The sequence below is a fragment of the Planococcus sp. SE5232 genome, assembly GCF_050686535.1.
Taxonomy (GTDB): Bacteria; Bacillota; Bacilli; order Bacillales_A; family Planococcaceae; genus Planococcus.
This window is the reverse complement of sequence record NZ_JBOGCP010000004.1, coordinates 191,059-212,016: the sequence shown is the minus strand read 5'-3', so window position 1 is coordinate 212,016 and position 20,958 is coordinate 191,059. Positions and strand designations below refer to the sequence as shown.

At 46.7% G+C, this 20,958-nt stretch carries 22 protein-coding genes; 16 read left to right on the top strand and 6 right to left on the bottom strand.

The window, feature by feature from the left end:
* Positions 1-7: 7 nt before the first annotated feature.
* From ACRC6Q_RS14535 to ACRC6Q_RS14500, 8 genes are all read left to right on the top strand, one after another.
* Positions 8-982 (top strand): quinone oxidoreductase family protein, encoded by a 975-nt coding sequence (locus tag ACRC6Q_RS14535; protein WP_431466892.1) that lies wholly within the window; start codon positions 8-10, stop codon positions 980-982.
* Positions 979-1,962 carry an MBL fold metallo-hydrolase gene (locus ACRC6Q_RS14530; RefSeq protein ID WP_223637317.1) on the top strand — a complete coding sequence of 328 codons (984 nt, stop codon included), beginning with the start codon at positions 979-981 and terminating at the stop codon, positions 1,960-1,962. Before ACRC6Q_RS14535 ends, ACRC6Q_RS14530 begins: the two co-directional genes overlap by 4 nt.
* 15 nt (positions 1,963-1,977) lie before the next feature.
* Positions 1,978-2,904: a ketopantoate reductase family protein gene (locus ACRC6Q_RS14525; RefSeq protein ID WP_431466891.1), complete on the top strand. Its 927-nt coding sequence runs from the start codon at positions 1,978-1,980 to the stop codon at positions 2,902-2,904.
* A 201-nt stretch (positions 2,905-3,105) separates the two neighbouring features.
* Positions 3,106-4,842: a carbon starvation CstA family protein gene (locus ACRC6Q_RS14520; RefSeq protein WP_431466890.1), complete on the top strand. Its 1,737-nt coding sequence runs from the start codon at positions 3,106-3,108 to the stop codon at positions 4,840-4,842.
* A gap of 114 nt (positions 4,843-4,956) precedes the next feature.
* Positions 4,957-5,220, top strand: a complete 264-nt coding sequence (locus ACRC6Q_RS14515) for a cory-CC-star protein (protein WP_006829350.1) — start codon at positions 4,957-4,959, stop codon at positions 5,218-5,220.
* 23 nt (positions 5,221-5,243) lie between these two features.
* The gene (locus ACRC6Q_RS14510) at positions 5,244-6,176 is read left to right on the top strand and encodes an ArsA family ATPase (protein WP_431466889.1); all 933 of its coding nucleotides are present in this window, start codon (positions 5,244-5,246) and stop codon (positions 6,174-6,176) included.
* A gap of 5 nt (positions 6,177-6,181) precedes the next feature.
* Complete coding sequence (locus tag ACRC6Q_RS14505; RefSeq protein WP_223637306.1) at positions 6,182-7,162, top strand: zinc-binding dehydrogenase; 981 nt, start codon at positions 6,182-6,184, stop codon at positions 7,160-7,162.
* Positions 7,163-7,233: 71 nt separating this feature from the next.
* On the top strand, positions 7,234-7,542 hold the full coding sequence (locus ACRC6Q_RS14500; protein WP_223637704.1) for a DUF4870 domain-containing protein: 309 nt from the start codon (positions 7,234-7,236) through the stop codon (positions 7,540-7,542).
* A gap of 437 nt (positions 7,543-7,979) precedes the next feature.
* Here ACRC6Q_RS14500 and ACRC6Q_RS14495 read toward each other — a convergent pair whose 3' ends face one another.
* Together ACRC6Q_RS14495 and ACRC6Q_RS14490 are read right to left on the bottom strand one after the other, a co-directional pair.
* Positions 7,980-8,420 (bottom strand): YtoQ family protein, encoded by a 441-nt coding sequence (locus tag ACRC6Q_RS14495; RefSeq protein ID WP_298829387.1) that lies wholly within the window; start codon positions 8,418-8,420, stop codon positions 7,980-7,982.
* Positions 8,421-8,472: 52 nt separating this feature from the next.
* Positions 8,473-8,694 carry a transcriptional regulator gene (locus tag ACRC6Q_RS14490; RefSeq protein ID WP_223637303.1) on the bottom strand — a complete coding sequence of 74 codons (222 nt, stop codon included), beginning with the start codon at positions 8,692-8,694 and terminating at the stop codon, positions 8,473-8,475.
* A gap of 130 nt (positions 8,695-8,824) precedes the next feature.
* On the opposite strand from ACRC6Q_RS14490, the gene ACRC6Q_RS14485 reads away from it, so the two are divergent.
* The 6 genes from ACRC6Q_RS14485 to ACRC6Q_RS14460 all read left to right on the top strand — a co-directional run bounded on the left by ACRC6Q_RS14485 (position 8,825) and on the right by ACRC6Q_RS14460 (position 16,651).
* Positions 8,825-9,991, top strand: a complete 1,167-nt coding sequence (locus ACRC6Q_RS14485) for an exonuclease SbcCD subunit D (protein WP_298829383.1) — start codon at positions 8,825-8,827, stop codon at positions 9,989-9,991.
* Entirely contained in the window at positions 9,988-13,080 is a 3,093-nt protein-coding gene (locus ACRC6Q_RS14480; RefSeq protein WP_431466888.1) for an AAA family ATPase, read from the top strand. The genes ACRC6Q_RS14485 and ACRC6Q_RS14480 overlap by 4 nt, the downstream gene beginning before the upstream one ends.
* Before the next feature lie 251 nt (positions 13,081-13,331).
* Positions 13,332-13,544: a hypothetical protein gene (locus ACRC6Q_RS14475; protein ID WP_298829379.1), complete on the top strand. Its 213-nt coding sequence runs from the start codon at positions 13,332-13,334 to the stop codon at positions 13,542-13,544.
* A 113-nt stretch (positions 13,545-13,657) separates the two neighbouring features.
* Positions 13,658-14,926: an acetyl-CoA hydrolase/transferase family protein gene (locus tag ACRC6Q_RS14470; protein WP_298829377.1), complete on the top strand. Its 1,269-nt coding sequence runs from the start codon at positions 13,658-13,660 to the stop codon at positions 14,924-14,926.
* A gap of 125 nt (positions 14,927-15,051) precedes the next feature.
* A complete protein-coding gene (locus tag ACRC6Q_RS14465) occupies positions 15,052-15,486 on the top strand; it encodes a MarR family winged helix-turn-helix transcriptional regulator (protein WP_223637289.1) in 435 nt (144 codons plus the stop codon).
* Positions 15,479-16,651 (top strand): MFS transporter, encoded by a 1,173-nt coding sequence (locus tag ACRC6Q_RS14460; protein WP_431466887.1) that lies wholly within the window; start codon positions 15,479-15,481, stop codon positions 16,649-16,651. The genes ACRC6Q_RS14465 and ACRC6Q_RS14460 overlap by 8 nt, the downstream gene beginning before the upstream one ends.
* Positions 16,652-16,824: 173 nt before the next feature.
* Here ACRC6Q_RS14460 and ACRC6Q_RS14455 read toward each other — a convergent pair whose 3' ends face one another.
* The 3 genes from ACRC6Q_RS14455 to trhA form a co-directional block, all read right to left on the bottom strand.
* The gene (locus ACRC6Q_RS14455) at positions 16,825-16,956 is read right to left on the bottom strand and encodes a hypothetical protein (RefSeq protein ID WP_263298624.1); all 132 of its coding nucleotides are present in this window, start codon (positions 16,954-16,956) and stop codon (positions 16,825-16,827) included.
* Between the two features lie 23 nt (positions 16,957-16,979).
* Complete coding sequence (locus tag ACRC6Q_RS14450) at positions 16,980-17,759, bottom strand: 2-keto-4-pentenoate hydratase (protein WP_431466886.1); 780 nt, start codon at positions 17,757-17,759, stop codon at positions 16,980-16,982.
* A gap of 204 nt (positions 17,760-17,963) precedes the next feature.
* On the bottom strand, positions 17,964-18,611 hold the full coding sequence (gene trhA / locus ACRC6Q_RS14445) for a PAQR family membrane homeostasis protein TrhA (RefSeq protein ID WP_223637278.1): 648 nt from the start codon (positions 18,609-18,611) through the stop codon (positions 17,964-17,966).
* A 139-nt stretch (positions 18,612-18,750) separates the two neighbouring features.
* Between trhA and ACRC6Q_RS14440 the strand changes: the two genes are divergently transcribed.
* The gene (locus ACRC6Q_RS14440; protein WP_223637276.1) at positions 18,751-19,323 is read left to right on the top strand and encodes a DUF1836 domain-containing protein; all 573 of its coding nucleotides are present in this window, start codon (positions 18,751-18,753) and stop codon (positions 19,321-19,323) included.
* Positions 19,323-19,787 carry a YaiI/YqxD family protein gene (locus ACRC6Q_RS14435; RefSeq protein ID WP_223637274.1) on the top strand — a complete coding sequence of 155 codons (465 nt, stop codon included), beginning with the start codon at positions 19,323-19,325 and terminating at the stop codon, positions 19,785-19,787. Before ACRC6Q_RS14440 ends, ACRC6Q_RS14435 begins: the two co-directional genes overlap by 1 nt.
* A 33-nt stretch (positions 19,788-19,820) precedes the next feature.
* Here the strand turns inward: ACRC6Q_RS14435 and ACRC6Q_RS14430 are convergent, their stop codons facing one another.
* Positions 19,821-20,930 (bottom strand): S-layer homology domain-containing protein, encoded by a 1,110-nt coding sequence (locus tag ACRC6Q_RS14430; RefSeq protein WP_431466885.1) that lies wholly within the window; start codon positions 20,928-20,930, stop codon positions 19,821-19,823.
* Between the last annotated feature and the right edge of the window lie 28 nt (positions 20,931-20,958).

Below are 20,958 nucleotides of genomic sequence, written 5' to 3'. Positions count from 1 at the left end.
TTCACTGATGAAAGTTATAAAATTTGAAGAATACGGCGGGCCTGACGTCCTGCAATTCGTAGAAGCTGAAAAACCGGAACCGGCAGCCACAGAAGCCATCATTGAAGTAAAGGCGATTGGCATCAATTACGCGGATACGGCAAGACGGGAAGGGAAATATGTAGTCCCGACAGATCTGCCTTATATTCCAGGTTCCGAAGTGGCCGGTGTTATTGTGGAAGTCGGTAAAAATGTGGAGAAGTTTAAAGTGGGCGACCGCGTCGTAGCGCTGATCGGCTCAGCAGGATACGCGGAATATGCCGCGGTCGACCAAAGTGTCTTGACGGAAGTTCCGGAAGGCGTCGATTTTGACCAGGCTGTTGCCCTGCCGCTGCAAGGGTTGAGTGCTTATCATATATTGAAGACGATGGGCCGTCTTGAAAAAGGGGAAACCGTACTGATCCATGCCGCAGCAGGAGGTGTCGGGGCAATTGCCGTGCAATTAGCCAAGATTTTCGGCGCCGAAAAAATTATTGCAACGGCCAGTACGGAAGAAAAGCTGTTTCATGCACAAAAGATGGGTGCGACTCATTTGGTCAACTACACGGAAGAAGGCTGGGTCGATAAAGTGAAGGCCATCACCGACGGAAAAGGCGTGGACCTGGCGCTTGAAATGGTCGGTGGCGAAGTGTTCAATAAAACGATAAAATGTTTGGCCCCGTTTGGCCGCCTTGTCATATTCGGAGCAGCCAGTGGAGAACAAGCCACTTTCAATCCTGGTCAGTTAATGCGTAAAAATCAGTCAGTCATCGGTTTTTTCCTGCCTCAGATTATGCGTTATCCGGAGTTGTTCCAGCGGAGCTTCGCGGAATTATTAGCCTATATGAAGAGCGGAGAATTGATTTTGACGATTGGCGGAACTTATCCGCTTGCAGAAGCAGCTAAAGCACATCGGTCACTGCAAGGACGAAAAACCATCGGGAAGCTGGTGCTGAAGCCGTGACCCAACATTTGTCGAATGAAGGCACTGAAACAGCCACCATGCTGGAAAAGCTTGGAGTGGAAGCGGTTCGGATTGAGCTGCCTTTCCGGTTAAATCATGTCAATTGCTTTATGGCAGAAAGTGAACAAGGGTGGATGGTCATCGACGCTGGATTAAACAATGACAATACGAGAGCCTTGTGGGAACGCAAGCTGGATGGCAAGAAAGTCACTGACTTATTGGTGACTCATTATCATCCTGACCACTTTGGCTATGTAGGCGGATTACAGGAAAAGACGGGTGCGAAAGTTTGGATGACGGAAATAGATGCGCAAGCAGGAATGGCGGCATGGGCAGATCCTTTTTTGGAAAGCATTCCCGGTAACTACCGGACTTCGGGAATTCCTGAAGAACAATCGATGCAGATGACACAAAATACAGAGGAATTCAAACCGCTTGTTTCACCGTTGCCGCAAATTGGAGAATATTTGGCAGAAGGGGATCTTGTCCAGATTGGCCGTTTCGAATACCGGGTTATTTTTACGCCTGGACATTCGGACGGCATGATTTGTTTTTACAATGAAGAGCAAAAAACATTGTTTTCTGCAGATCATATCCTGCTGAAAATCACACCTAATATTTCGTATTGGTTTCATGGAAATGCCGATCCTTTAGCTTCATATATTGATTCCTTAAAAAAAGTCAGGAAATTGGATGCTGAATTTGTTATTCCGTCTCATGGAAAACCATTTTACGATGCCAATCAGCGAATCGATGAACTTTTGGCTCATCACGATGAGCGGCTCGATGAAACGCTTGAAACCATCAAGAAGCCGCTGAGTATTTTTGGAGCATGCGAAAATTTATTTCAGCGGCCTTTGACTGTCCATGAAATGCGGTTTGCAGTTGGAGAAACACTGGCACATCTGGAAAACCTACGCCATAGACAAGCATGCACGCGTGAAATGGTGGACGGTATTTGGCTTTATGAAAAAGTATAGAAGAGGGGTGCGGAAATGAAGATTTTGGTTTTGGGTGCAGGGGCAATCGGTGGTTACTTTGGTGGCCGCCTACTGGAAAAAGGGGAAGATGTCACATTTCTCGTGAGGGAAGGCAGAAAAAAGAAGCTGCAGCAAACTGGTTTGAAAATTCAAAGCAAACATGGCAATTTGCAATTATCACCGAAGCTGATAACCAAAGAAGAACAGAGTTCACCGTTTGATGTCGTTTTGATCTCCACTAAATCCTATCAGCTTGCGAATGCGATAGAGGACGTACAGCCGTTTGTCGGTCCGGAAACGATGATTCTCCCTCTATTGAATGGGATGGCACATTTACAGCCATTGATTGAAGCATTCGGAGAAGAACGCGTCATTGGCGGCCTATGCTTTGTCGAAACGACTTTAGCGGAAGACGGAACAATCGTTCAGACAAGCCCCATCCATCAATTGGTATACGGAGAACGGACAGGGGGGAAGACAGATCGTATTAGGAAATTGGAACAATCTTTTACAGGAACCAAAGCGGAATTTCTCAAGAGCGATAACATCAATCAGGAGATGTGGCATAAGTATTTGTTCATCACGGCCATGTCCGGAATCACTTCAATGATGGAAACGCCTATCGGACCGATACGGGATCTTGAAACAGGGCAGCACACGATTCAGGCATTTTTGGAAGAGCTTGCAGCCATCATGGAGAAAATGGATGCGCCGATCCAGTCAGAAATCGTTGACGTGCAACTGAAGCGGATCAACAGTATGGATGCAAAAATGAAGTCTTCCATGCAGCGGGATATCGAAAAAAGGCAGCCGACAGAAGCCGAACATTTACAAGGATACCTGCTGGGCAAAGCAAAAGAAATGAAAGTCTCAGTTCCTGTTCTTGAAGTCATTTACACAAAACTGATGTTATATGAACAACAGATAGCCAAAGGAAAATAAGAAGGAAAGATGTGGCTGTTGACCTTGCGGAAAAGTGAACCTTTCTAACTGGGGAAAGCGGCGCAGCAGTCAATTATACCGGCCTGATATAATGGAGATAAATGAATAATTTTTGGAACATTTACATTATTGCGACACTCCTCTATGATTGACATACAGGCGATTTGCAACGCTTGCAAAAAAGGAAAAGGGGTTGAGATTGTGAATGCAATTGCATTGGCCGCCATTGGAATTTTTATTTTTATACTGGGATATCGCTTTTATTCCAAATTTATAGCTGAAAAGATTTTTAGGCTCGATCCGAATTACGTAACACCAGCACATCGTTTTAAAGACGGTGTGGATTTTGTCCCGACTAATAAATTCGTACTATGGGGACATCATTTCACTTCCGTCGCTGGAGCTGCTCCGATTTTAGGGCCGGCCATTGCTGTGTATTGGGGTTGGCTGCCGGCAGTTTTGTGGGTAGTGCTCGGTACCGTTTTTGCTGCCGGTGTCCATGATTTCGGGACATTGGTGTTGTCGGTCCGGAACAAAGGGCAATCTGTCGGAACGCTTGCGCATCGCTTGATCGGCCAGCGCGGGAAGATTCTGTTCCTGTTTATTATTCTGATTCTGGTTCTGATGGTCAATGCGGTATTTGCCTGGGTAATTGCCAATCTGTTCATTTCTTATCCTGCCAGCGTCATTCCGGTATTTATCCAAATTCCGTTAGCGATTTGGATTGGTTATGCTGTTTACAAGAAGAACAAGAAAATGTTGATTCCTTCACTTTTAGCTCTGGCCGCCATGTACATAACTGCTGTAGTTGCCAGCCAAGTGAGCTTTATGCAAATTGACCTGGTTCAATACATGGGTGGAGAAGACGGAGCCGGATTATTCGGCCTTGGGGCAATTTCAACGGCCTTCTTTATCTGGATCATCGTATTGATGGTTTATGTCTACATCGCTTCAACTTTACCGGTCTGGAAATTGCTTCAGCCGCGTGACTTCATCAACTCACATCAATTGATTGTTGGTCTGGGTATTCTCTATCTCGGCTTATTGTTCACCAACCCTGAAATTACGGCACCTGCAACCAACCCGGACGCCGACATTTCCTGGTTCCCATTGTTATTCATTACGATTGCCTGTGGTGCCATCTCCGGTTTCCACGGACTGGTTTCTTCCGGTACTTCATCAAAGCAGCTGGATAAGGAAACCGATGCTCGTTTTGTCGGTTATTTAGGAGCGGTGGGTGAAGGGGTTTTGGCCTTGATTTCGATCATTGCCGTTATCACCCTATTCCCTGACCGCGAATCATTCTTTGCAACTTACAGCAGTTTTCAGGCTTCCAATGGAGCAGGTTTAGGTGCCTTTATCGAAGGGGCAACCAATTTGGCGCAAGGCTTGCTGATTCCATCGGAAGTTGCTTCAACAATTGTTTCGATTATTGTCGTATCATTTGCAGCCACGACTTTGGATACTTCTGTTCGTTTGATGCGCTACATCATTTCGGAATTGGGCGTAGAGTATAAGATCCCATCTCTCGAGAAAAAACATGTAGCTACAACAATCGCTGTTGGAGCAAGTGCTGCACTGGTGCTTCTTCCTGAAGGGCCAAATGGCTTTGGTTCAGGTGGTTACCTGCTCTGGCCGTTATTCGGTACAGCCAATCAGCTGCTTGCCGGCATCAGTTTACTGCTGATTTCCATCTGGCTGCGGAAGCTTGGGCGAAATTACATGATCACCATCATTCCGATGATTTTCCTGATGTTCATGACGCTTTGGGCGATGTTCCAGCAGGTGTTCCTGCAATGGGCATGGTATGCAGACCAGCCGAGTACATTATTGTTCATCTTCGGCGCGATCATTTTCGTCTTTACACTTTGGATTATCCTTACTGCTATTCAGGCATTGCTGAAGAAAACAGATCCTGATTTCTCAGGAGACGAATAAATCAAAAATTCAATTAGCGGGGACTCTTCCCTCTGATGGGGAAAAATAGGTAGGCGGCCAAGGGATCATGAATTTTGTGATCCCTTCCGTTTATATTAAGGAAGAGGTGCTGATATGTTGGTGTTCGATAAATTAAAGCAATTGATCGCTTTTTACGAAGCCGTCCTTGAATTGCCGCATCGCACTGAAATTGCACGTGAACTTCGGGATGAGGATGATCTCTTTCTCCTGATGCTCTATTCGGAGATGTTGGGGATCCCCAATCCTGTTTATTATTACACCTTGGAACTTTATCCGTACATGATCGAAGAATTCCATGACTGGCATCTGCGGATGGGTATGGATAAGTCACCGTTAACCGGCATTCGCTGCTGTTAGTTTTTTAGGAATGAGGGAATAGAATGGATGTACTGTCAAAAAACATTATTTTTGTTGGTGGGAAAGGCGGCGTCGGGAAATCGACATCAGCTGCGGCCATTGCCTGGAGCTCAGCTAAGAATGGCTATAAGACTCTGTTGATTTCCACTGATCCAGCCCACAATGTAGGGGATATCTTCAATCAAAAAATTGGCGGCAAAACAAAAGCGATTGCTGAGAATCTTTATGCTCTTGAAATCGACCCGGAAATTGAAACAGATAATTATATTAAAACGGTAAAAGCCAATATCAAAGGCACCGTCCATTCCAGCATGATGGAAGAAGTGAACCGGCAGCTGGATACAGCTAAAGCCTCTCCAGGCGCAGACGAAGCGGCGTTATTCGATAAGCTGATCCACATCATTCTGGAAGAGCGTAAGAATTTCGATAAGCTGGTGTTCGACACTGCACCGACTGGACATACAATCCGGCTGCTGACACTGCCTGAGTTGATGGGCGTGTGGATTGAAGGGCTGCTTGAAAAGCGCCGGAAAACCAATGAAAATTACACGCAGCTGTTGAATGACGGCGAACCACGGGAAGATCCGATTTACGATGTGTTGAGAGAGCGGCAGGAGCGCTTTTCGAAAGCACGGGATCTCTTGCTCGATGAACAGGAAACTGGGTTTATCTTTGTGCTGAATCCCGAACGCCTGCCTATTTTGGAGACGAAAAAAGCGCTTGACCTGCTGCATAATTATCATCTTCATGTGAAGACCTTGATCATCAATAAGATATTGCCGGAAGAGGCGGATGGTGAATTTTTATTGGAACGGAAAAAGCACGAAAAGAAATACCTGCAGCAGATTACAGAAACTTTCCCGAAACAACAACTGATCCATGTTCCACTTTTCTCACAGGACATCATCAGCAAGACGCAATTGGAGTTATTCAGTGAATATTTTCAGGAAGGGTGAATAGAGTGAAAGCATTTGTAATAGAATCCGGTGAATTGAAAGTGAAAGAAATGGAAGAGCCCCGAGCGAAACCGGGAGAGGTCATCGTATCCTTACGGGCAGCCGGCATAAACCGCAGAGATTTAGGCTTGATCAAGCGTTACGGAGATAAGCCGGAAGCTTTGATCATCGGTTCTGACGGAGCGGGTATAGTGGAGTCGGTAGGCGATGATGTAATCGACTTTGCTTATGGAGACGAAGTGATCATCAATCCTGCTCTACGTTGGCATACAAACAGTGACGCCCCGCCAGCAGAATTTGATATTTTGGGAATGCCTGACCACGGGACTTTTGCCGAAAAAATTGCGATATCCGCCGAACAACTGGAAAAGAAACCGCGTTATCTGAGCTGGGAAGAGGCTGGCAGCCTGGCATTGCCGGCATTGACCGGATACCGTGCCTTATTCACGAAAGGCCAGCTGAAAAAAGGCGATACCTTGTTTATCCCTGGAGCAGGAAGCGGTGTCGCAACATTTTTGATTCAGTTCGCGAAGAATATGGGCGCTCGAGTGATCGTCACTTCCAGAAGCGAAGAGAAACGTCAGCAGGCTGAAAAGATTGGAGCCGATCTGGCTATTCCAACTGACAGCGACTGGCCGAAGGAATTGGCGGATGAAACCATCGACCTTGTCATTGACAGCGTAGGAGCGGCTACTTTCAACCGGTCACTCGATGTTCTTAAAAAAGGCGGCCGGATTGTCATTTTCGGAGCGACAACCGAAGACACAGTCGATTTCAACCTTCGTAAATTCTTTTACGGACAATATCAATTGTTTGGGTCGACGATGGGAAGCCGGGAAGAATTGCGGGCGATGCTGTCGCATATGGAGTCTTTTACTACGAAGCCGGTCATCGATAAATCATTTCCGTTGGACCAGGCACAGGAAGCGTTTGACCATTTAGCTTCCGGCAGCCAATTCGGCAAAGTTGTTTTACGCAACAGCTAATAAAATCTGAAACTTTTCAGTCGGCCATCCGTATATAGAGTATAAGAAAGATTCGACTGGAGGCTAACATGATGGAAAACACAGGTTTAAAAATACTCGTCCACGCCAGTGCGTTTTTTGCTCCGTTTCTTGTCCCGGTAATTGTGTTTCTGATTTCAATGGATAAAGAAGTGAAGAAGCTGTCAATCCAAGCGATGCTGTTCCAACTCGTTATTGGCGCCTTGCTCTTTATTTCCAGCTGGTTGGTCATATTCCTTATCGGCATTCCAATGCTGATCGTTTTCGGACTGATGGGCATCATCATCCCGATAATGGGGATTATCAGAGCTTTAAACAACGAGCAATTCGATTACCCGATAGTCGGAAGCTGGTACCAATAAAAAAAGCCCTTTGGGGCTTTTTTTATTGGTTGAGCTTGTAGACAAAAGACTATTGCTGTCATTTAAAGAATGAATACGCATTTCATCCTGTTTATACCAGATCCTGCGCTTCAGGCGGACGCTTTCCGCGGGCTCGCGCCGAACTAACTCGGACTGGCGCCCGAGTGGATTTCGGCACTTCGTCGCTTCGCTGCTCCCGCAGGAAGCGAGTCGGGCTGTGCCTGACCCGTTTGCGACGAAGCTAGCGCAGCGATGCAGGAGCATGGGTTTTTCAGTGACGAGGAGGCTGAAGCTGAGCCCACGGAAAGCGAAGTGGCCGGACCGCTTGGGGATTATGCACCGCTATACATTTTGGTCAGGCTTTGTCTACAGTCTGACGAATAAAAAAGAAAACAGCCACTCGCACCTTGTATCTTTTAAGGGGCGAGTGGCTGTTTTTATTCGAAGATATAAGTTAAGGCTTTGATTGCTTGGTCACAGGTTTCGACTGTGGCGTTTGCTTTTCGGGATAATTCCTTTAATGGATGATGCAATTTCTCCGGGCGGATGATGATGACGGGTTTTCCTGAAGCAAGAGCTGTGCTGGCATCCATCGCCGTATTCCATTGCTTGTACTGTTCGCCGAAAAGGGCGATGACCAAATCGGCTTTGTGCATCAGGACGCCGGTGCGCAAATTATTGAAGCTGGAAGCGGCTTGGTCTTTAGCAATGGCATCATGCTGTGGACCGAGTATGTCTTCACCGATGTTGTCAGAACGCTCATGGATTTCCATCGGACCGACAAAATCGATGGGCAAATCTAGAGCGGCTGATTTTTTTTTGATTTCTTCACGCCAGGCGCTATGGATCTCCCCGGCAAGGTAAACAGTTAATCTCATCATTTCACCCTCCAAAACCATTTCTTCCAGTGTATCATAAGGGCGGGCGAGCTTAAATGATCTGGCGCTCTTTAGGGATGACAGGCATCAATGAAAGTACATTCTCCATTTTAAAGGTCCGTTTCCTGCGGCGCAGAAAACAATAGGCCTGGAACGAATCTCCGCTGACCTTCAAAATTTTGACGCGGCGTTTGCTGATGCTGCCATCATTGGCCATATACATCATGTCGATAAGTTGCTGCTGGCTAAAAGCCTTGAGTATCTGTGCTTTCATGAGTACCCCTCCTCTTAATAAGAACGTTTGTTCTTATTATAAAACATAGTCCTGGTTAAAACAAGTGTGTAGTATCGTGTATAATGGAACGAACATATATTCTTTTGCGAACAAAGAAAGGGGCATTCCGATGAAGTTTTTTCATACCGCTGACTGGCATTTAGGCAAGCTGGTCCAAGGAATTTACATGACAGAAGAACAGCAGTTTGTGCTGGCGCAATTCATAGATGCAATAAAAGAAGAACAGCCTGATGCTGTGATCATTGCAGGAGATCTTTATGACCGGGCAGTGCCGCCAACCGACGCTGTCAACTTACTGGATGAGGTGTTGGCGAAAATCGTGTTGGATTTGAATACGCCGGTCCTGGCAGTAGCGGGGAACCATGACAGCCCAGGAAGATTGAACTTCGGCAGCCGGTTGATGAAGATGAACGAACTCCATATCGCGGGCCATGTCCATAAAGAGCATCAGGCGGTTGTCCTGAACGACCAGTTCGGAGAAGTCCATTTCCATCTGGTGCCTTATACGGATCCCTCGATGGTGCGCTATGCGTTTGGAGACGATGCGATCCGCAGCCATAATGACGCCATGAAGGCTATCACTGAAAACATCAAAGTCGCGTATGACACACAAGCCCGACATGTCTTTGTCGGCCATGCCTTTGTCACGCCTCACGGGGAACAGGAAGAGAATACCAGCGATTCTGAACGTCCGCTGTCGATCGGCGGAGCAGAGCATGTGGATGCCCATCATTTTGAAGGTTTCCACTATACTGCTCTCGGCCATTTGCACAAAGCCCATTATGTACGGAATGAAACCATCCGTTATTCGGGCTCTCCTTTAAAATATTCGATTTCAGAAGAACATCATCAAAAAGGCTTCCACATTGTTGAAATGGATGCAGCAGGAGAGGTTTCGGTAACCAAGCGGCTATTTTCCCCAAGGCGCAATATGCGTACGGTCGAAGGCACGATGGATGAAATTCTGCGCCATGAAATCAGTGACGATTTTGTCTTCGTGACTTTATTGGACGATGCGCCGGTACTGTTTCCGATGGAAAAAGTGCGCTCAGTCTACCCGAACGCCATGCATGTGGAAAGAAGAAACTTTTCGGGAAGCATGATGCAAAGTGACGCCGGTTCACGCCGAAAAATGGATTCCCTGTCTTTATTCCATGCCTTTTACGAGGAAGTGAAAGGTGAGAAAGCAACAGATGAAACCGCTGATATTTTCAAAGACGTACTTCAGGAGTTCCTTCATGAGGAACCTGCTGAAAAAGAAGAGGTGAAGTCATGAGACCGTTAAAACTGAAGATGACTGCATTCGGTCCTTATAAAAACACTGAAGAAATCGATTTCGCTGACTTGCAGGGAAACCAGCTGTTTGTCATTTCAGGCAGCACGGGTTCGGGGAAGACCACCATCTTTGACGGCATCTGTTTTGCTTTATATGGTTCAGCGAGCGGCTCTGACCGCAGTGAATCACGTATCTTGAGAAGCGACTTTGCGGATGACGCGACCCATACCTGTGTGGAAATGGAATTTGAAATCCACGGCAAGATCTACCGGATCCTGCGCCAGATGGGCCATGTCAAAAAAGGCAATAAAAGCGCAACCGGGGAACGCTATGAATTCTTTGAACGCAGTGCAGAAGGCGAAAAGCCATGTGTTGAGCGGCAGATCGTCTCGGAGATCAACCGTCGGGTGGAAGAAATCATCGGCCTCACGCAAAATCAGTTCAGCCAAATCGTCATGCTGCCGCAAGGCGAATTCCGTAAACTCCTGACATCTGAAACAGATAACAAAGAAGAGATTCTCCGGAAAATCTTTAAGACGGAGCCGTATAAACTGATCAGTGAACGCCTCAAGCAGAAGAAGGATGAGGCGGCGAAAAAATTTGAGCGCGAACAACATGACCTGAACAGCTTCGTCCAGCGGATCGCCACTTCCTTGCCGCAACGTGATTCTGCGCTGTTTGAAGTATTGGGCCGCGAACATATGAACATCAATCAGGTGCTGGACGGCCTGGAAAAAGAAGTCGTTTATTACAAGGATAAGATCAGTCTGGATGAACAGAAGTATCAGGCTGTATATCAGCTCCATACCGATAAAATGACCGCCTATCACGAAGCGAAAAAGTGGAATGGCCGTTTCGATGAACTGGATGAAAAGAAAGGCCAGCTTGAACGGCTCGACCAACTGCAATTGGACTATGCAGACAAGGAAAAAGCGTTGCAAGCGGCAGAGCGTGCCAGCTACATTTCGGGGATCGAGAGTTTGTTTCATGAGTTGCGCAACAATGAAATCGAAAAAAATGAGCTTCTGAAAGCGGCCATCCAACAACAAGAGCAATCGGAACAAACAAAGCTTTCTGCTGAGGCAAGCTTTATTGCCCAACAGGCGCTTCAAGGTGAACGCGACCAATTGCGTGAGCAGCTTGTCTATTTGGAAAAGCTATTGCCTGCCATCCAGGAGTTGGACCAGAAAAAAGACAATCTTGACCGCCAGGAGAAAAACGTGCGGCAATCGGAAAAGCTTTTGAAGCAAGCGGAAGAAGAATTCGCCGCCCAAAAAGATGAGAAAAAGCAATTGGATGAAAAAGTTATCGAGCTGGAAGATTTTTTGGAATTGTCTGATGAAACACAGCAGGAACTGGCAGCCGTAACTGAAAAGAGCCGCGTAACAAGTGAGTATATCTCGCTGAAACTCCAGGAACAGCAGCAACAGGCTCTTGAGAAAGAACAAAAGATGGCCTTTGAGCAGGCAGATTCAGCTTATCGCCAATTGGAAGCGCAGTGGTTTGCCGATCAGGCGCATGTTCTTGCCGGACAGTTGCGCGCCGGGGAAGCCTGCCCTGTCTGTGGAAGCTTGGATCACCCTGGAACAGAGTTGAAAATCGAAGGCCAGATGGTGACGAAAGAACAAGTGGAAGCGGCGAAAACAGAATTTGATGGAGTAGATAGAGAATACCGCAATGCTTCAGCTAAACTGTTTGCTGTGCAGGAACAACTGGACCAAAAAGGACAAGATCTGGCGGACTTGAAACTGGCAGCGGGCCAGATTGAAGAGCAAGCGCTCCAGCTGGAACAAACGAAACGAAAGTTAACTGAGCTGACGAAGAAACAGCAAGTCGGCAAACAGGAAATGCGGAAATGGAAAGAGCAGGTGGCGATCTGTTCCCAAAAAATTGAGCAACTGGAACAGAACAGACACGGAATAGCGGAAAGAGTGCAGAAACAGCAAGCTTCTTGCCAAACAGCCAAGGCAGTCTATGAAAACGAACTGGCTGCGGTACCAGAAGAACTGCGGGAATTGTCTGTTCTGAAGCGACAATTGGAGCAGACAGCTTCACGCAGGCAGCAGTTGGAGCAAAGCTGGACAAGCGCTCAGGACCAGTTCCAAAAATCGAAAGAAGGGCTGGCAAGTTCTCTGGTTTCCGTGCGTCATGCCAAAGCTACCGCAGAAGAAATAGCCGGCAAGAAAGACAAAGCACAGCAACAATTTGCGGAAGCGCTGGAAAAATCGGCATTTGAGTCTGAAGAAGCCTATCAACAGGCAAAACTGGGGGATGCGGCTTTTGCAGCTTTGAAAAAGGATATCCAGAAATTCAGCCAGGCACGCCATACTCTGCAGCAACAGGTCGGTGAACTGGAAGAACTGCTCTCTGCTCAAAGCCGAAAAGATTTGAGCCAGGCAGCAGCAGAGCTGGCGGAGTTGAAAGAAGCTTATGAACAGGCGCTTGCGGAACGCAACCGTTCGCAGGACTTCGAAAAAGCAGGGGCGCTTTTGATCGCCAGCATCCAGAAGGTGATTGGAAAAGCGCTCGAAGCTGAGCAAACCCTGAATCGGATTGCGGATCTTCACGACATGCTCCGGGGCCAGAACGGTTTGAAGCTTTCATTTGAACGCTATCTCCAAATCGAGTATTTGGAGCAGATCATCCTATCGGCCAATGAGCGGCTGAAGAATTTGTCCAACGGCCAGTTCCACTTGATCCGCAGCGATCGCCAGGAATCACGCGGCAAACAAAGTGGATTGGGTTTGGACGTCTACGATGCTTATACAGGGCAGACGCGTGATGTGAAGACCATGTCAGGCGGGGAAAAGTTCAATGCTTCGCTGTGCCTGGCACTTGGAATGGCAGACGTCATCCAAAGTTTCCAGGGAAATGTCTCAATTGATACAATGTTCATCGATGAAGGCTTCGGTTCACTGGACGAAGAGTCGCTCAACAAATCAATTGAAACTTTGATTGACCTGCAAAAATCAGGACGCATGATCGGCGTCATTTCACATGTGCAGGAACTGAAGGCAGCGATTCCGGCCATCTTGGAAGTCGAGAAATCAAAAGAAGGCTACAGCCGGACAAAATTTCTCCTCAAATAAAATCAGGATGATGGATCTGGACGTTTGAAGCTTTCTGTAAAAGTGAATGGTAAGAGTAATCGGTAATTCACGGCAGGTGGTCGGCTGAAAGTGAATGCTGATTGGTGCAGTGGTTAGTAGGAAGCGACAGCGCTGTTCCAGTTTCGCTAGAAAGTTCAGTGGGCACCAACGCATTTGAGCTTTTCCTGCTGTCTATGCTCGCCTGGACAAAAACGTGTAGAAAACAATGAAAAACCAAAGGGGTCGGGAAAATGAAGCATTTCAGTTTTAAAGCACGACTTATCTATTTTGGGGCCATTGCCCTCATCAGTCTGGCTTTCTTTGCCCTGCAGCTGACAGCTGTCATGGAAGGCAGTGACGGAATAGGCTCCATTATTCTGGCGATCTTATGGGCGCTCATGGCATTATTCGGCTTAGCTGGTTTTGGCTTTGCCTTAAAAAATCAAAACCGTCAAAAAAAATGACGGTTTTTTTAGTGGAAGGAAAAGACGGAATTGTGCAGAAATTTCCGAAAAACTGGCGTCTCTTTGATCTGTGGTAAAGTTGTAGCATAACGAAGCAAACAGGGGGTTACAAAATGGGAAAGAAATTAAGCCCACAGGAAGTCATTGCGTTGATCGATGCAAAAGCTGATTTGATTGTTCCAATCGCGAATGGGGAACCAATCCGGTTATTGGATATATTGGAGGAAAACGCTGAACAACTAGATGGTGTGAAAATCCATCAAATGCTGGCTTTGCGCTCAAGATCCTATATTCAAGGTGAAATAGAGCAATTGAAGCACGTTTCGTATTTTCTGAGCGGTGCCACACGGAAGGTCTACCAACAGGCAAAAATGGAGCTGGTTCCAAATAACTTCCATGAAATGCCCCGGCTGCTTCAGAAGACAACCAAAATGTCGATGATCATGACCGTGGCTTCACCGATGGATAAACATGGCTATTTCACTTTAGGTACACAAGCTGATTATATTGCCGATTTTATCGGGAAAGTGCCATTCATTCTGGAAGTGAATGACCATATGCCCCGGACACATGGACGCAACCAGATCCACATCAGCCAAATTGCAGGGTATGTTGAGCATCATGCACCTCTGTCAGAAGAGAAAGTTCCGGAAATCAGCGATAAAGATTTGCTGATTGCGTCGACGATCATTCAGGATATTCAAGACGGAGATACGTTGCAAATTGGAATTGGGGCGGTTCCCAATGCTGTCATCAGCATGTTGAAAGACCATCGCCATTTAGGGATTCACACGGAAATGCTTCCTGATGGTGTCGCAAACCTGGTAGCTGCCGGTGCAGTCGATGGATCGCGGAAATTCACCAATCCCGGTAAAATTATCGCCACTTTCGCTTTCGGCTCCAAAAATCTCTATGATTTCATCGATGATAACCCGGCTGTTGAATTCCAGCCGGTCAGTGTCGTCAATGATCCGAGGGAAATCGCTAAAGAAAAGAATATCGTCTCCATCAACTCCACAACTGAAGTGGATCTGTTCGGCCAATGTGCGTCTGAGACGGTTGGCGGCAAGTATTATTCTTCAAGTGGTGGCCAAATTGATTTTGCCCGTGGCGTGCGGTTCGCTGAAAACGGCAAAGGTTATATTTGCATGCCTTCTACTGCAAAAGATGATACCCTGTCACGGATCAAATTGGCGCTTGCGCCAGGTTCTGTAGTGACCACCGGGAAAAACGATGTCGACAATATCGTCACGGAGTATGGAGTAGCCCGTTTGCACGGTGTTTCTATTTCAGAACGTGCCAAGCGTCTCGCCGCAATCGCCCACCCGAAATTCCGCGAAGAATTATTGTTTGATGCAAAAAAACATGGCTTCCTCGTGTAATAAAAGCAGAAAGGCTATTTCCGTTAGGAGATCGCCTTTTTCTTTTGGGAGTCGAAATACTTTTCTTTACAAGGTGTTGGAAGGGGCATATACTTACCTAAGTAAATAAAATAAGAGGTAAACTTATGAAAAAATTATTGTTTCACGAAATTCATCAAAAATCCCGTTTGTCGATCAAGGAAGTGAACGAGGCCTTGAAGGAATTTGAACTTTACAGTTCTCAATGGTCCATCCTGTTTTGTCTGAAACAATTCGGTTCGATGACTCAAAAAGAGATTTGGCAATACATGAACGTCGAGGCTCCGACTGTGACGAGAACGATTGTCCGTTTGGAGGAAAGCGGATGGATCTTCCGCCGTGAAGGACAGGACAAGCGGGAGCGGATTGTGCAGCTTTCCTCTTTTGCTGAACAAAAATTGCCGGCTATTGAAAACCGGATTCGGCAGGCAGAAGAAAGACTGGTTTCGGGTCTTTCGGAGGAAGAACAGGATCAACTGATTGGATTACTGAGAAAAATAGGAATGAAGAGTTCTGATGAAAAGGATGTAAAGAATGGCTGAAAAAAGACCAATTTGGACAAAAAGCTTTATTAATATTTCAATAAGCACGTTTTTTATTTTTGTGGTTTTCTATGCACTGCTGACGTTTATGCCGCTGTTTGTGCTGAATGATTTAGGCGGTACGGCTACCCAAGGGGGCTTGGCTGTTTCCGTTTTCCTGCTGTCCGCTATTATCATGCGTTTCTTTGCAGGGATGATTTTGGAGAAAGTCGGGAAAAAGAGAATACTGATCATTTCACTTTTCCTGTTTACTGTCAGTACGGTATTGTATGTATTTGTCGGAAGTTTTACCGTGCTGTTGCTGCTGCGTTTTTTCCAAGGGATCTGGTTCAGTTTGCTGACGACTGTAGCTGGAGCTATTGCAGCGGATATCATTCCGCCTGAGCGACGTGGTGAAGGCTTGGGGTATTACGGCATTGCGATGAATCTGGCTGTTGTAGCCGGACCGTTCATTGCTTTGTCCCTGCAGCCGTATATATTGGCACAGACAATTTTCATCATTTTTTCCGTTATCATGATTATTGGCTTCTTTTGTGCGTTAGCCGTTAAAGTGGATGAAGTGCCGTTTGAAAAAGAAGAAAAACATAAATTGACGATCAATGATTTTCTCGAGAAAAAATCGATGCCGATTGCAACGGTCGGTTTTTTCATTTCCTTTGCCTATGCGAGCATCCTGACATTCATCTCTGTCTATGCGGAATCACTGGGGCTGATCAAAGCTGCAAGTTTCTTCTTCGTCGTTTATGCCATTGCGATGCTGATTGTCCGTCCATTCACAGGAAGGATATTTGACACCGTCGGGCCAAATGTCGTCATCATTCCATCCATTATCATCTTTGGCGCGGGGCTTATATCGTTGAGCTTTGCCGAGTCTTCGGGGATGCTATTGGTATCAGGAGCATTGGTGGGGCTTGGCTACGGAACCTTGCTGCCAAGTTTCCAAAGCCTTGCCATACAGGCGGCTGAAAAACATCGCAGCGGTTACGCTACAGGAACGTTCTTCGCTTTTTACGACAGCGGAATTGCAATCGGTTCGGTATCGCTTGGTTTGCTTGCAGGATTCGCCGGCTATTCGAATCTCTATTTGATGCTGGGTATTTTTGTGATCCTTATTGTCTTTTACTATAGATGGATCATGTCGAAGAACCGGGGCCCTGCACATTGAAAGGATGGCAATAAAAAAGAAGGGGCAGTTCCATAAGTTCTTGAAATAAAACCGTTGGAGAAAAATGATTGATTTTTCTCCAACGGTTTTTATGGGTTTTATTTGAAAAGAAGAATTGTTTTATTCCATTAATAGAGCTTACTGTCCAAACTCGGCAAAATACTTTCCGCAAGCTAAAATGCTTCGGGAATAAAGCAGTGGCCGTCTTTAAAACTACCTTGATGGGGCATCATCGTAACCACTACTAGTTTTGAAGCGATCGCCGGAGAACCGATTCCAGTGCATTCCCGCTTGCTGATGGTCATTTTGACCAAGGCTCCTTTTCTGATTAATTGACGGTTAAAGTGACCGATCCCAATTCACCGTAGCTGGCCTCGTAAAATCCGCGTTCTAGCTTTTTCGGCAAAATGAAGGTGCCGGATGAAATGGCCATGCCTTTTTTGACCGTCAAGCCGTGGCCATCCAACTCATTAACCAGCCATTGAAGAGCATTGACGGGGTGGTCCAGGACTTCAGCAGAAGTATCCGCCGCAATTTCCTGGCCATCGAATGTCAGTTTTCCAGGCAGCTTTTCCAACTGCTCGTAGCTGACATTGTCCAGCGGCAAGCCGGTTACGATCCTTCCGGCTACGGCACTGTCGGCAACGACTTGGCCAAGAGTGATTTTTGGAAACCAGTCATCAAAGCGGGAATCCGGTACTTCAATGCCTGGCGCAACCCGGGTTTTCTGCAGGAGCGTAGGAATGTCGTCCGCTGCCGATAGGTCTTCCTTGGCGATGAAGATCAATTCGATTTCAATCAATGGAGAAGACATCGAATCCAGTTCAATGATGCCGTCCGATAAAGCGGAAGTGGTGAGGGCTCCATATAAAGGAGTTTCTGATTGGAAAAGCTCCTGGGTTTCCCTGCTCGTCAAGCTGATTTTATAGCCTTTCAATTCTTCCTGGCCACGACTGGTCTTATTGGCAGTAACTGCATGCTGAATGGCATATGCTGTGCGCTTCTCTAAAGACGCGGGTATTTGTTCTTTCGGTATCGTCTGGCCTTTAAGATAGGCTTCGTATAACACAGTAGCCATGTCAGTTTGCTGCGGATCCAATTTTTTCATGAGAACGCCCCTTTCGGCTGATTTAACACTTATCATATCATTCTGACAGTTTAATTTGGATATTCTGTAGTGTGAATTTCTTAGAGGGCTTTTGCTTTTCTCTGTCCAGACTCCAGCGCTTGTCGCGCCTAGACGGCTGCCTCCACTCTTCTCTATTGTTCAGACTCCAGCACCCAGCTCTGACGGGCGCTTCCGCTTTTCTCTTTATAGTACATAAAAATAAACGGACAAAAAGTGGCAGAGGCTGCCGAACAGGATGAACAGATGGAAAATTTCATGGAAGCCGAGATACTTGGAAGACAAGAAACCGGGCTTTAGTCCATAGATGATTCCACCAACTGTATAAGAGATCCCTCCTGCCACGAGCAGCAGCAAGCCCGTCAGCGACAGGCTGTCCGCCAGCGGGACGACGGCGAAGATGATGATCCAGCCCATGGCGATGTAGATGGCGGTCGACAGCCATCTCGGGGAATGGAACCACACCATCTTAAAGAAGATGCCGCTCACCCCCAAAACGGCCACAAGTGAAAACAAAGTCCAGCCGAGAGTTCCGCCAAGGGCGATGAGGCAGAATGGGGCATAGGAACCCGCAATCAGGGCAAAAATCATCGAGTGATCCAGTTTTCGTAAAAACGCAATGATATAAGGCTGTGAAATGGCCGAATGATAAATAGTGGAAGCAGTGTACAAGAGAATCAGGCTGATGCCGAATATGGTGACTGCTGTGACATGCAGGGCAGATTCGTTGGCATAGGCGGCTTTGATAACCATCGCTAAGAGAGCGACTAAGGACAACACTGCACCGAACAAGTGGGATATTGCGTTAAAAGGTTCTCGGATATAGTCAGTCATGTAAAACAGCTCCTTGCTGTATCTAGTTATTGAAACTACTTATAACGATACTCGCATTATTAAACAGAGTCAAGTTTGGAGAAAAATTGATAATGAGGTAAAATAGCCAGTATGAAATACCGCAGGGAGCGTGAAGGAAATGGGAAAAGCAGATAGAATCATCGAAGAGATGGCTTTCCATAATCAGGTTCTGCCAGAGGATATTCCAAAGATTGATCTGTATATCGATCAGGTCATTCAATTGTTTGAATCCAGTTTCGCCGAATCGAAGCGGCATCCGGATGAGAAAATCCTGACCAAAACCATGATCAATAATTACGCGAAGGGAAAATTGTTCTATCCGGTCCAAAATAAGAAATACAGCCGGAACCACGTCATGCTGATCAGCTTGATCTATCAGATGAAAAGTGCGCTGTCCATCAATGACGTTAAGCAGGTATTGAATGGCATTAATGAAAAAGCGGCACAAAAAGAGTTGGATCTGGAACAGTTTTACAGCAGCTATTTAAGCCTCCAACAAGGCAATGCGGAAATTTTCGCAGACGGTTTAAAGCGCCAAGCGAGAGAAGCTGCCGAACAAACGGCAGGCGTTGAGGAATCGGAAGAGCTGGAACGCGTGCTGCTCATCGCATCTCTTGTTCATACCAGCAATCTTTACCGGAGAGCGGCTGAGAAACTGGTGGATGAAATGGCGAAAGGGGCAGAGAAATAATGATCAAAGTTCTCATTGATGCAGATGGGTGTCCGGTCGTCGGACAGACCATCGACTTAGCAAGAGCATATCAGTTGCCGGTCATTTTGATTTGCGATACTTCGCATGAGATGCACAGGGAAGGCGCGGAAACCATCACCGTCTCAAAAGGAGCGGATGCGGTTGACTTCGTTCTGGTTAACAGGGTAAACAAAGGGGATATTGTCGTTACCCAGGATTATGGACTGGCGGCAATGGTGCTCGCCAAACGCGGAATTCCGATTGATCAAAACGGCCGCGTCTATTCAGATGAAAATATTGAGCAATTATTGCATGGCCGTCATGTCGCGAAGAAAATCAGGCAAGGCGGAGGCAGGATGAAAGGGCCGAAGAAAAGGCGTGCGGAAGATAATGAGAAATTCCAGGCGGCCTTAACGGTTCTATTGAAACAGCATAGGGAAAATGCAGAAAGACCCGGCAGTTGACATGCCGGGTCTTTCTTTACGGACTCTTTTGGGTTAGATGGTCCAGCGATCATTGATGATGGCCACCAACACCCAGTCACCGTTGCTGTTCTTCTCAAAGACCATGTTCAGGCTTTGCCAGTCCATTCCATCGTAGCGGTCTGTGCCAGGGAAATAATACTCGACAATGGTCGCTTCAGGATACAACCGGTGGATAAACTCATGAGTAGTTGGCTGGACAGTTCGGCCATAGCGTTCTTTGGCGTTATAAGTCGCATCTGTATCCATCAAGTACTCACTGTAATATTCAGCAGGTGTCAAGTTGATTTCGAAGCCGCTGCCATCCTGGTAGCCCCATAAATAATCATTGGGATCATTCATGAAGCCTGGCAGTTGTGCTTTGGTGAAAGTGACCCCTCCATTGTCAATACAGCCACCGCTGTAAGGACAGAAGGTCAATCCTTCTGAAGAACTCACATAAGCTGCGACATCACCGAAATCCTTAGCCTTCAGCTCAGCCAAAATGTCATTAGCTGTCTCAAGCAAATCCTGTTTGTCAGGAATGAAAGAAGGTTCGATGGTGCGAGCCAGAAATGCAGAGAATTGAGCACGGGTAACCGGAACGTCAGGACGGAAAGTATTGTCCGGATAGCCGCGTGCGACTCCTTGGTGAGCCAGTCTTGAGACAGCATCAAAAGCAAAGTGATTTTTACTCATATCCCGGAAGTTGTTGTCTGGTGCTTCAGGGAAGTAGAAGGCTCTGTCGAGTATTGCGGCAGTTTGGCCACGGGTGACAGTCCAGTCGGGCCGGAAATAATTATTCGCAAACCCGTAAATGATTTCTTCTTCAGCGGCGGAAGCGATATAACCAGAGAATCGATGGCTTGCGGGAACATCTCTAAAACCGGTGGAACGGGGCGTGTCGTCCAGGTTCAAGGCACGTCCGATCATCGCGACAGCATGGGCACGGGTAACAGGGTCGTCAGGTCTGAAGGTGCCATCAGGGTACCCATTGATGATTCCTTCTTCGTACAGATAAGCGATTTCGAAAGCGAATGGGTGATTGGCAAAGACATCATCAAACAAAACAATCGCTTTGGCGGGAGACAAAAACGAACTGAACATCAGGATGGCAGCTGCAATTAAAGACAAAAAAGTCTTCATATTTATCCCTCCCTATTTGATCTTATTT

What these genes read in the sequence shown, in the direction of transcription:
- ACRC6Q_RS14510 (WP_431466889.1), top strand. Translation starts at nt 5,244, where the DNA reads ATGGATGTACTGTCAAAAAACATTATTTTTGTTGGTGGGAAAGGCGGC.
- ACRC6Q_RS14525 (WP_431466891.1), top strand. Translation starts at nt 1,978, where the DNA reads ATGAAGATTTTGGTTTTGGGTGCAGGGGCAATCGGTGGTTACTTTGGT.
- ACRC6Q_RS14430 (WP_431466885.1), bottom strand. Translation starts at nt 20,930, where the DNA reads ATGAAGACTTTTTTGTCTTTAATTGCAGCTGCCATCCTGATGTTCAGT.
- ACRC6Q_RS14535 (WP_431466892.1), top strand. Translation starts at nt 8, where the DNA reads ATGAAAGTTATAAAATTTGAAGAATACGGCGGGCCTGACGTCCTGCAA.
- ACRC6Q_RS14435 (WP_223637274.1), top strand. Translation starts at nt 19,323, where the DNA reads ATGATCAAAGTTCTCATTGATGCAGATGGGTGTCCGGTCGTCGGACAG.
- ACRC6Q_RS14480 (WP_431466888.1), top strand. Translation starts at nt 9,988, where the DNA reads ATGAGACCGTTAAAACTGAAGATGACTGCATTCGGTCCTTATAAAAAC.
- ACRC6Q_RS14455 (WP_263298624.1), bottom strand. Translation starts at nt 16,956, where the DNA reads ATGACCATCAGCAAGCGGGAATGCACTGGAATCGGTTCTCCGGCGATC.
- ACRC6Q_RS14450 (WP_431466886.1), bottom strand. Translation starts at nt 17,759, where the DNA reads ATGAAAAAATTGGATCCGCAGCAAACTGACATGGCTACTGTGTTATAC.
- ACRC6Q_RS14500 (WP_223637704.1), top strand. Translation starts at nt 7,234, where the DNA reads ATGGAAAACACAGGTTTAAAAATACTCGTCCACGCCAGTGCGTTTTTT.
- ACRC6Q_RS14440 (WP_223637276.1), top strand. Translation starts at nt 18,751, where the DNA reads ATGGGAAAAGCAGATAGAATCATCGAAGAGATGGCTTTCCATAATCAG.
- ACRC6Q_RS14460 (WP_431466887.1), top strand. Translation starts at nt 15,479, where the DNA reads ATGGCTGAAAAAAGACCAATTTGGACAAAAAGCTTTATTAATATTTCA.
- ACRC6Q_RS14515 (WP_006829350.1), top strand. Translation starts at nt 4,957, where the DNA reads ATGTTGGTGTTCGATAAATTAAAGCAATTGATCGCTTTTTACGAAGCC.
- ACRC6Q_RS14490 (WP_223637303.1), bottom strand. Translation starts at nt 8,694, where the DNA reads ATGAAAGCACAGATACTCAAGGCTTTTAGCCAGCAGCAACTTATCGAC.
- ACRC6Q_RS14495 (WP_298829387.1), bottom strand. Translation starts at nt 8,420, where the DNA reads ATGAGATTAACTGTTTACCTTGCCGGGGAGATCCATAGCGCCTGGCGT.
- ACRC6Q_RS14470 (WP_298829377.1), top strand. Translation starts at nt 13,658, where the DNA reads ATGGGAAAGAAATTAAGCCCACAGGAAGTCATTGCGTTGATCGATGCA.
- ACRC6Q_RS14465 (WP_223637289.1), top strand. Translation starts at nt 15,052, where the DNA reads ATGAAAAAATTATTGTTTCACGAAATTCATCAAAAATCCCGTTTGTCG.
- trhA (WP_223637278.1), bottom strand. Translation starts at nt 18,611, where the DNA reads ATGACTGACTATATCCGAGAACCTTTTAACGCAATATCCCACTTGTTC.
- ACRC6Q_RS14475 (WP_298829379.1), top strand. Translation starts at nt 13,332, where the DNA reads ATGAAGCATTTCAGTTTTAAAGCACGACTTATCTATTTTGGGGCCATT.
- ACRC6Q_RS14485 (WP_298829383.1), top strand. Translation starts at nt 8,825, where the DNA reads ATGAAGTTTTTTCATACCGCTGACTGGCATTTAGGCAAGCTGGTCCAA.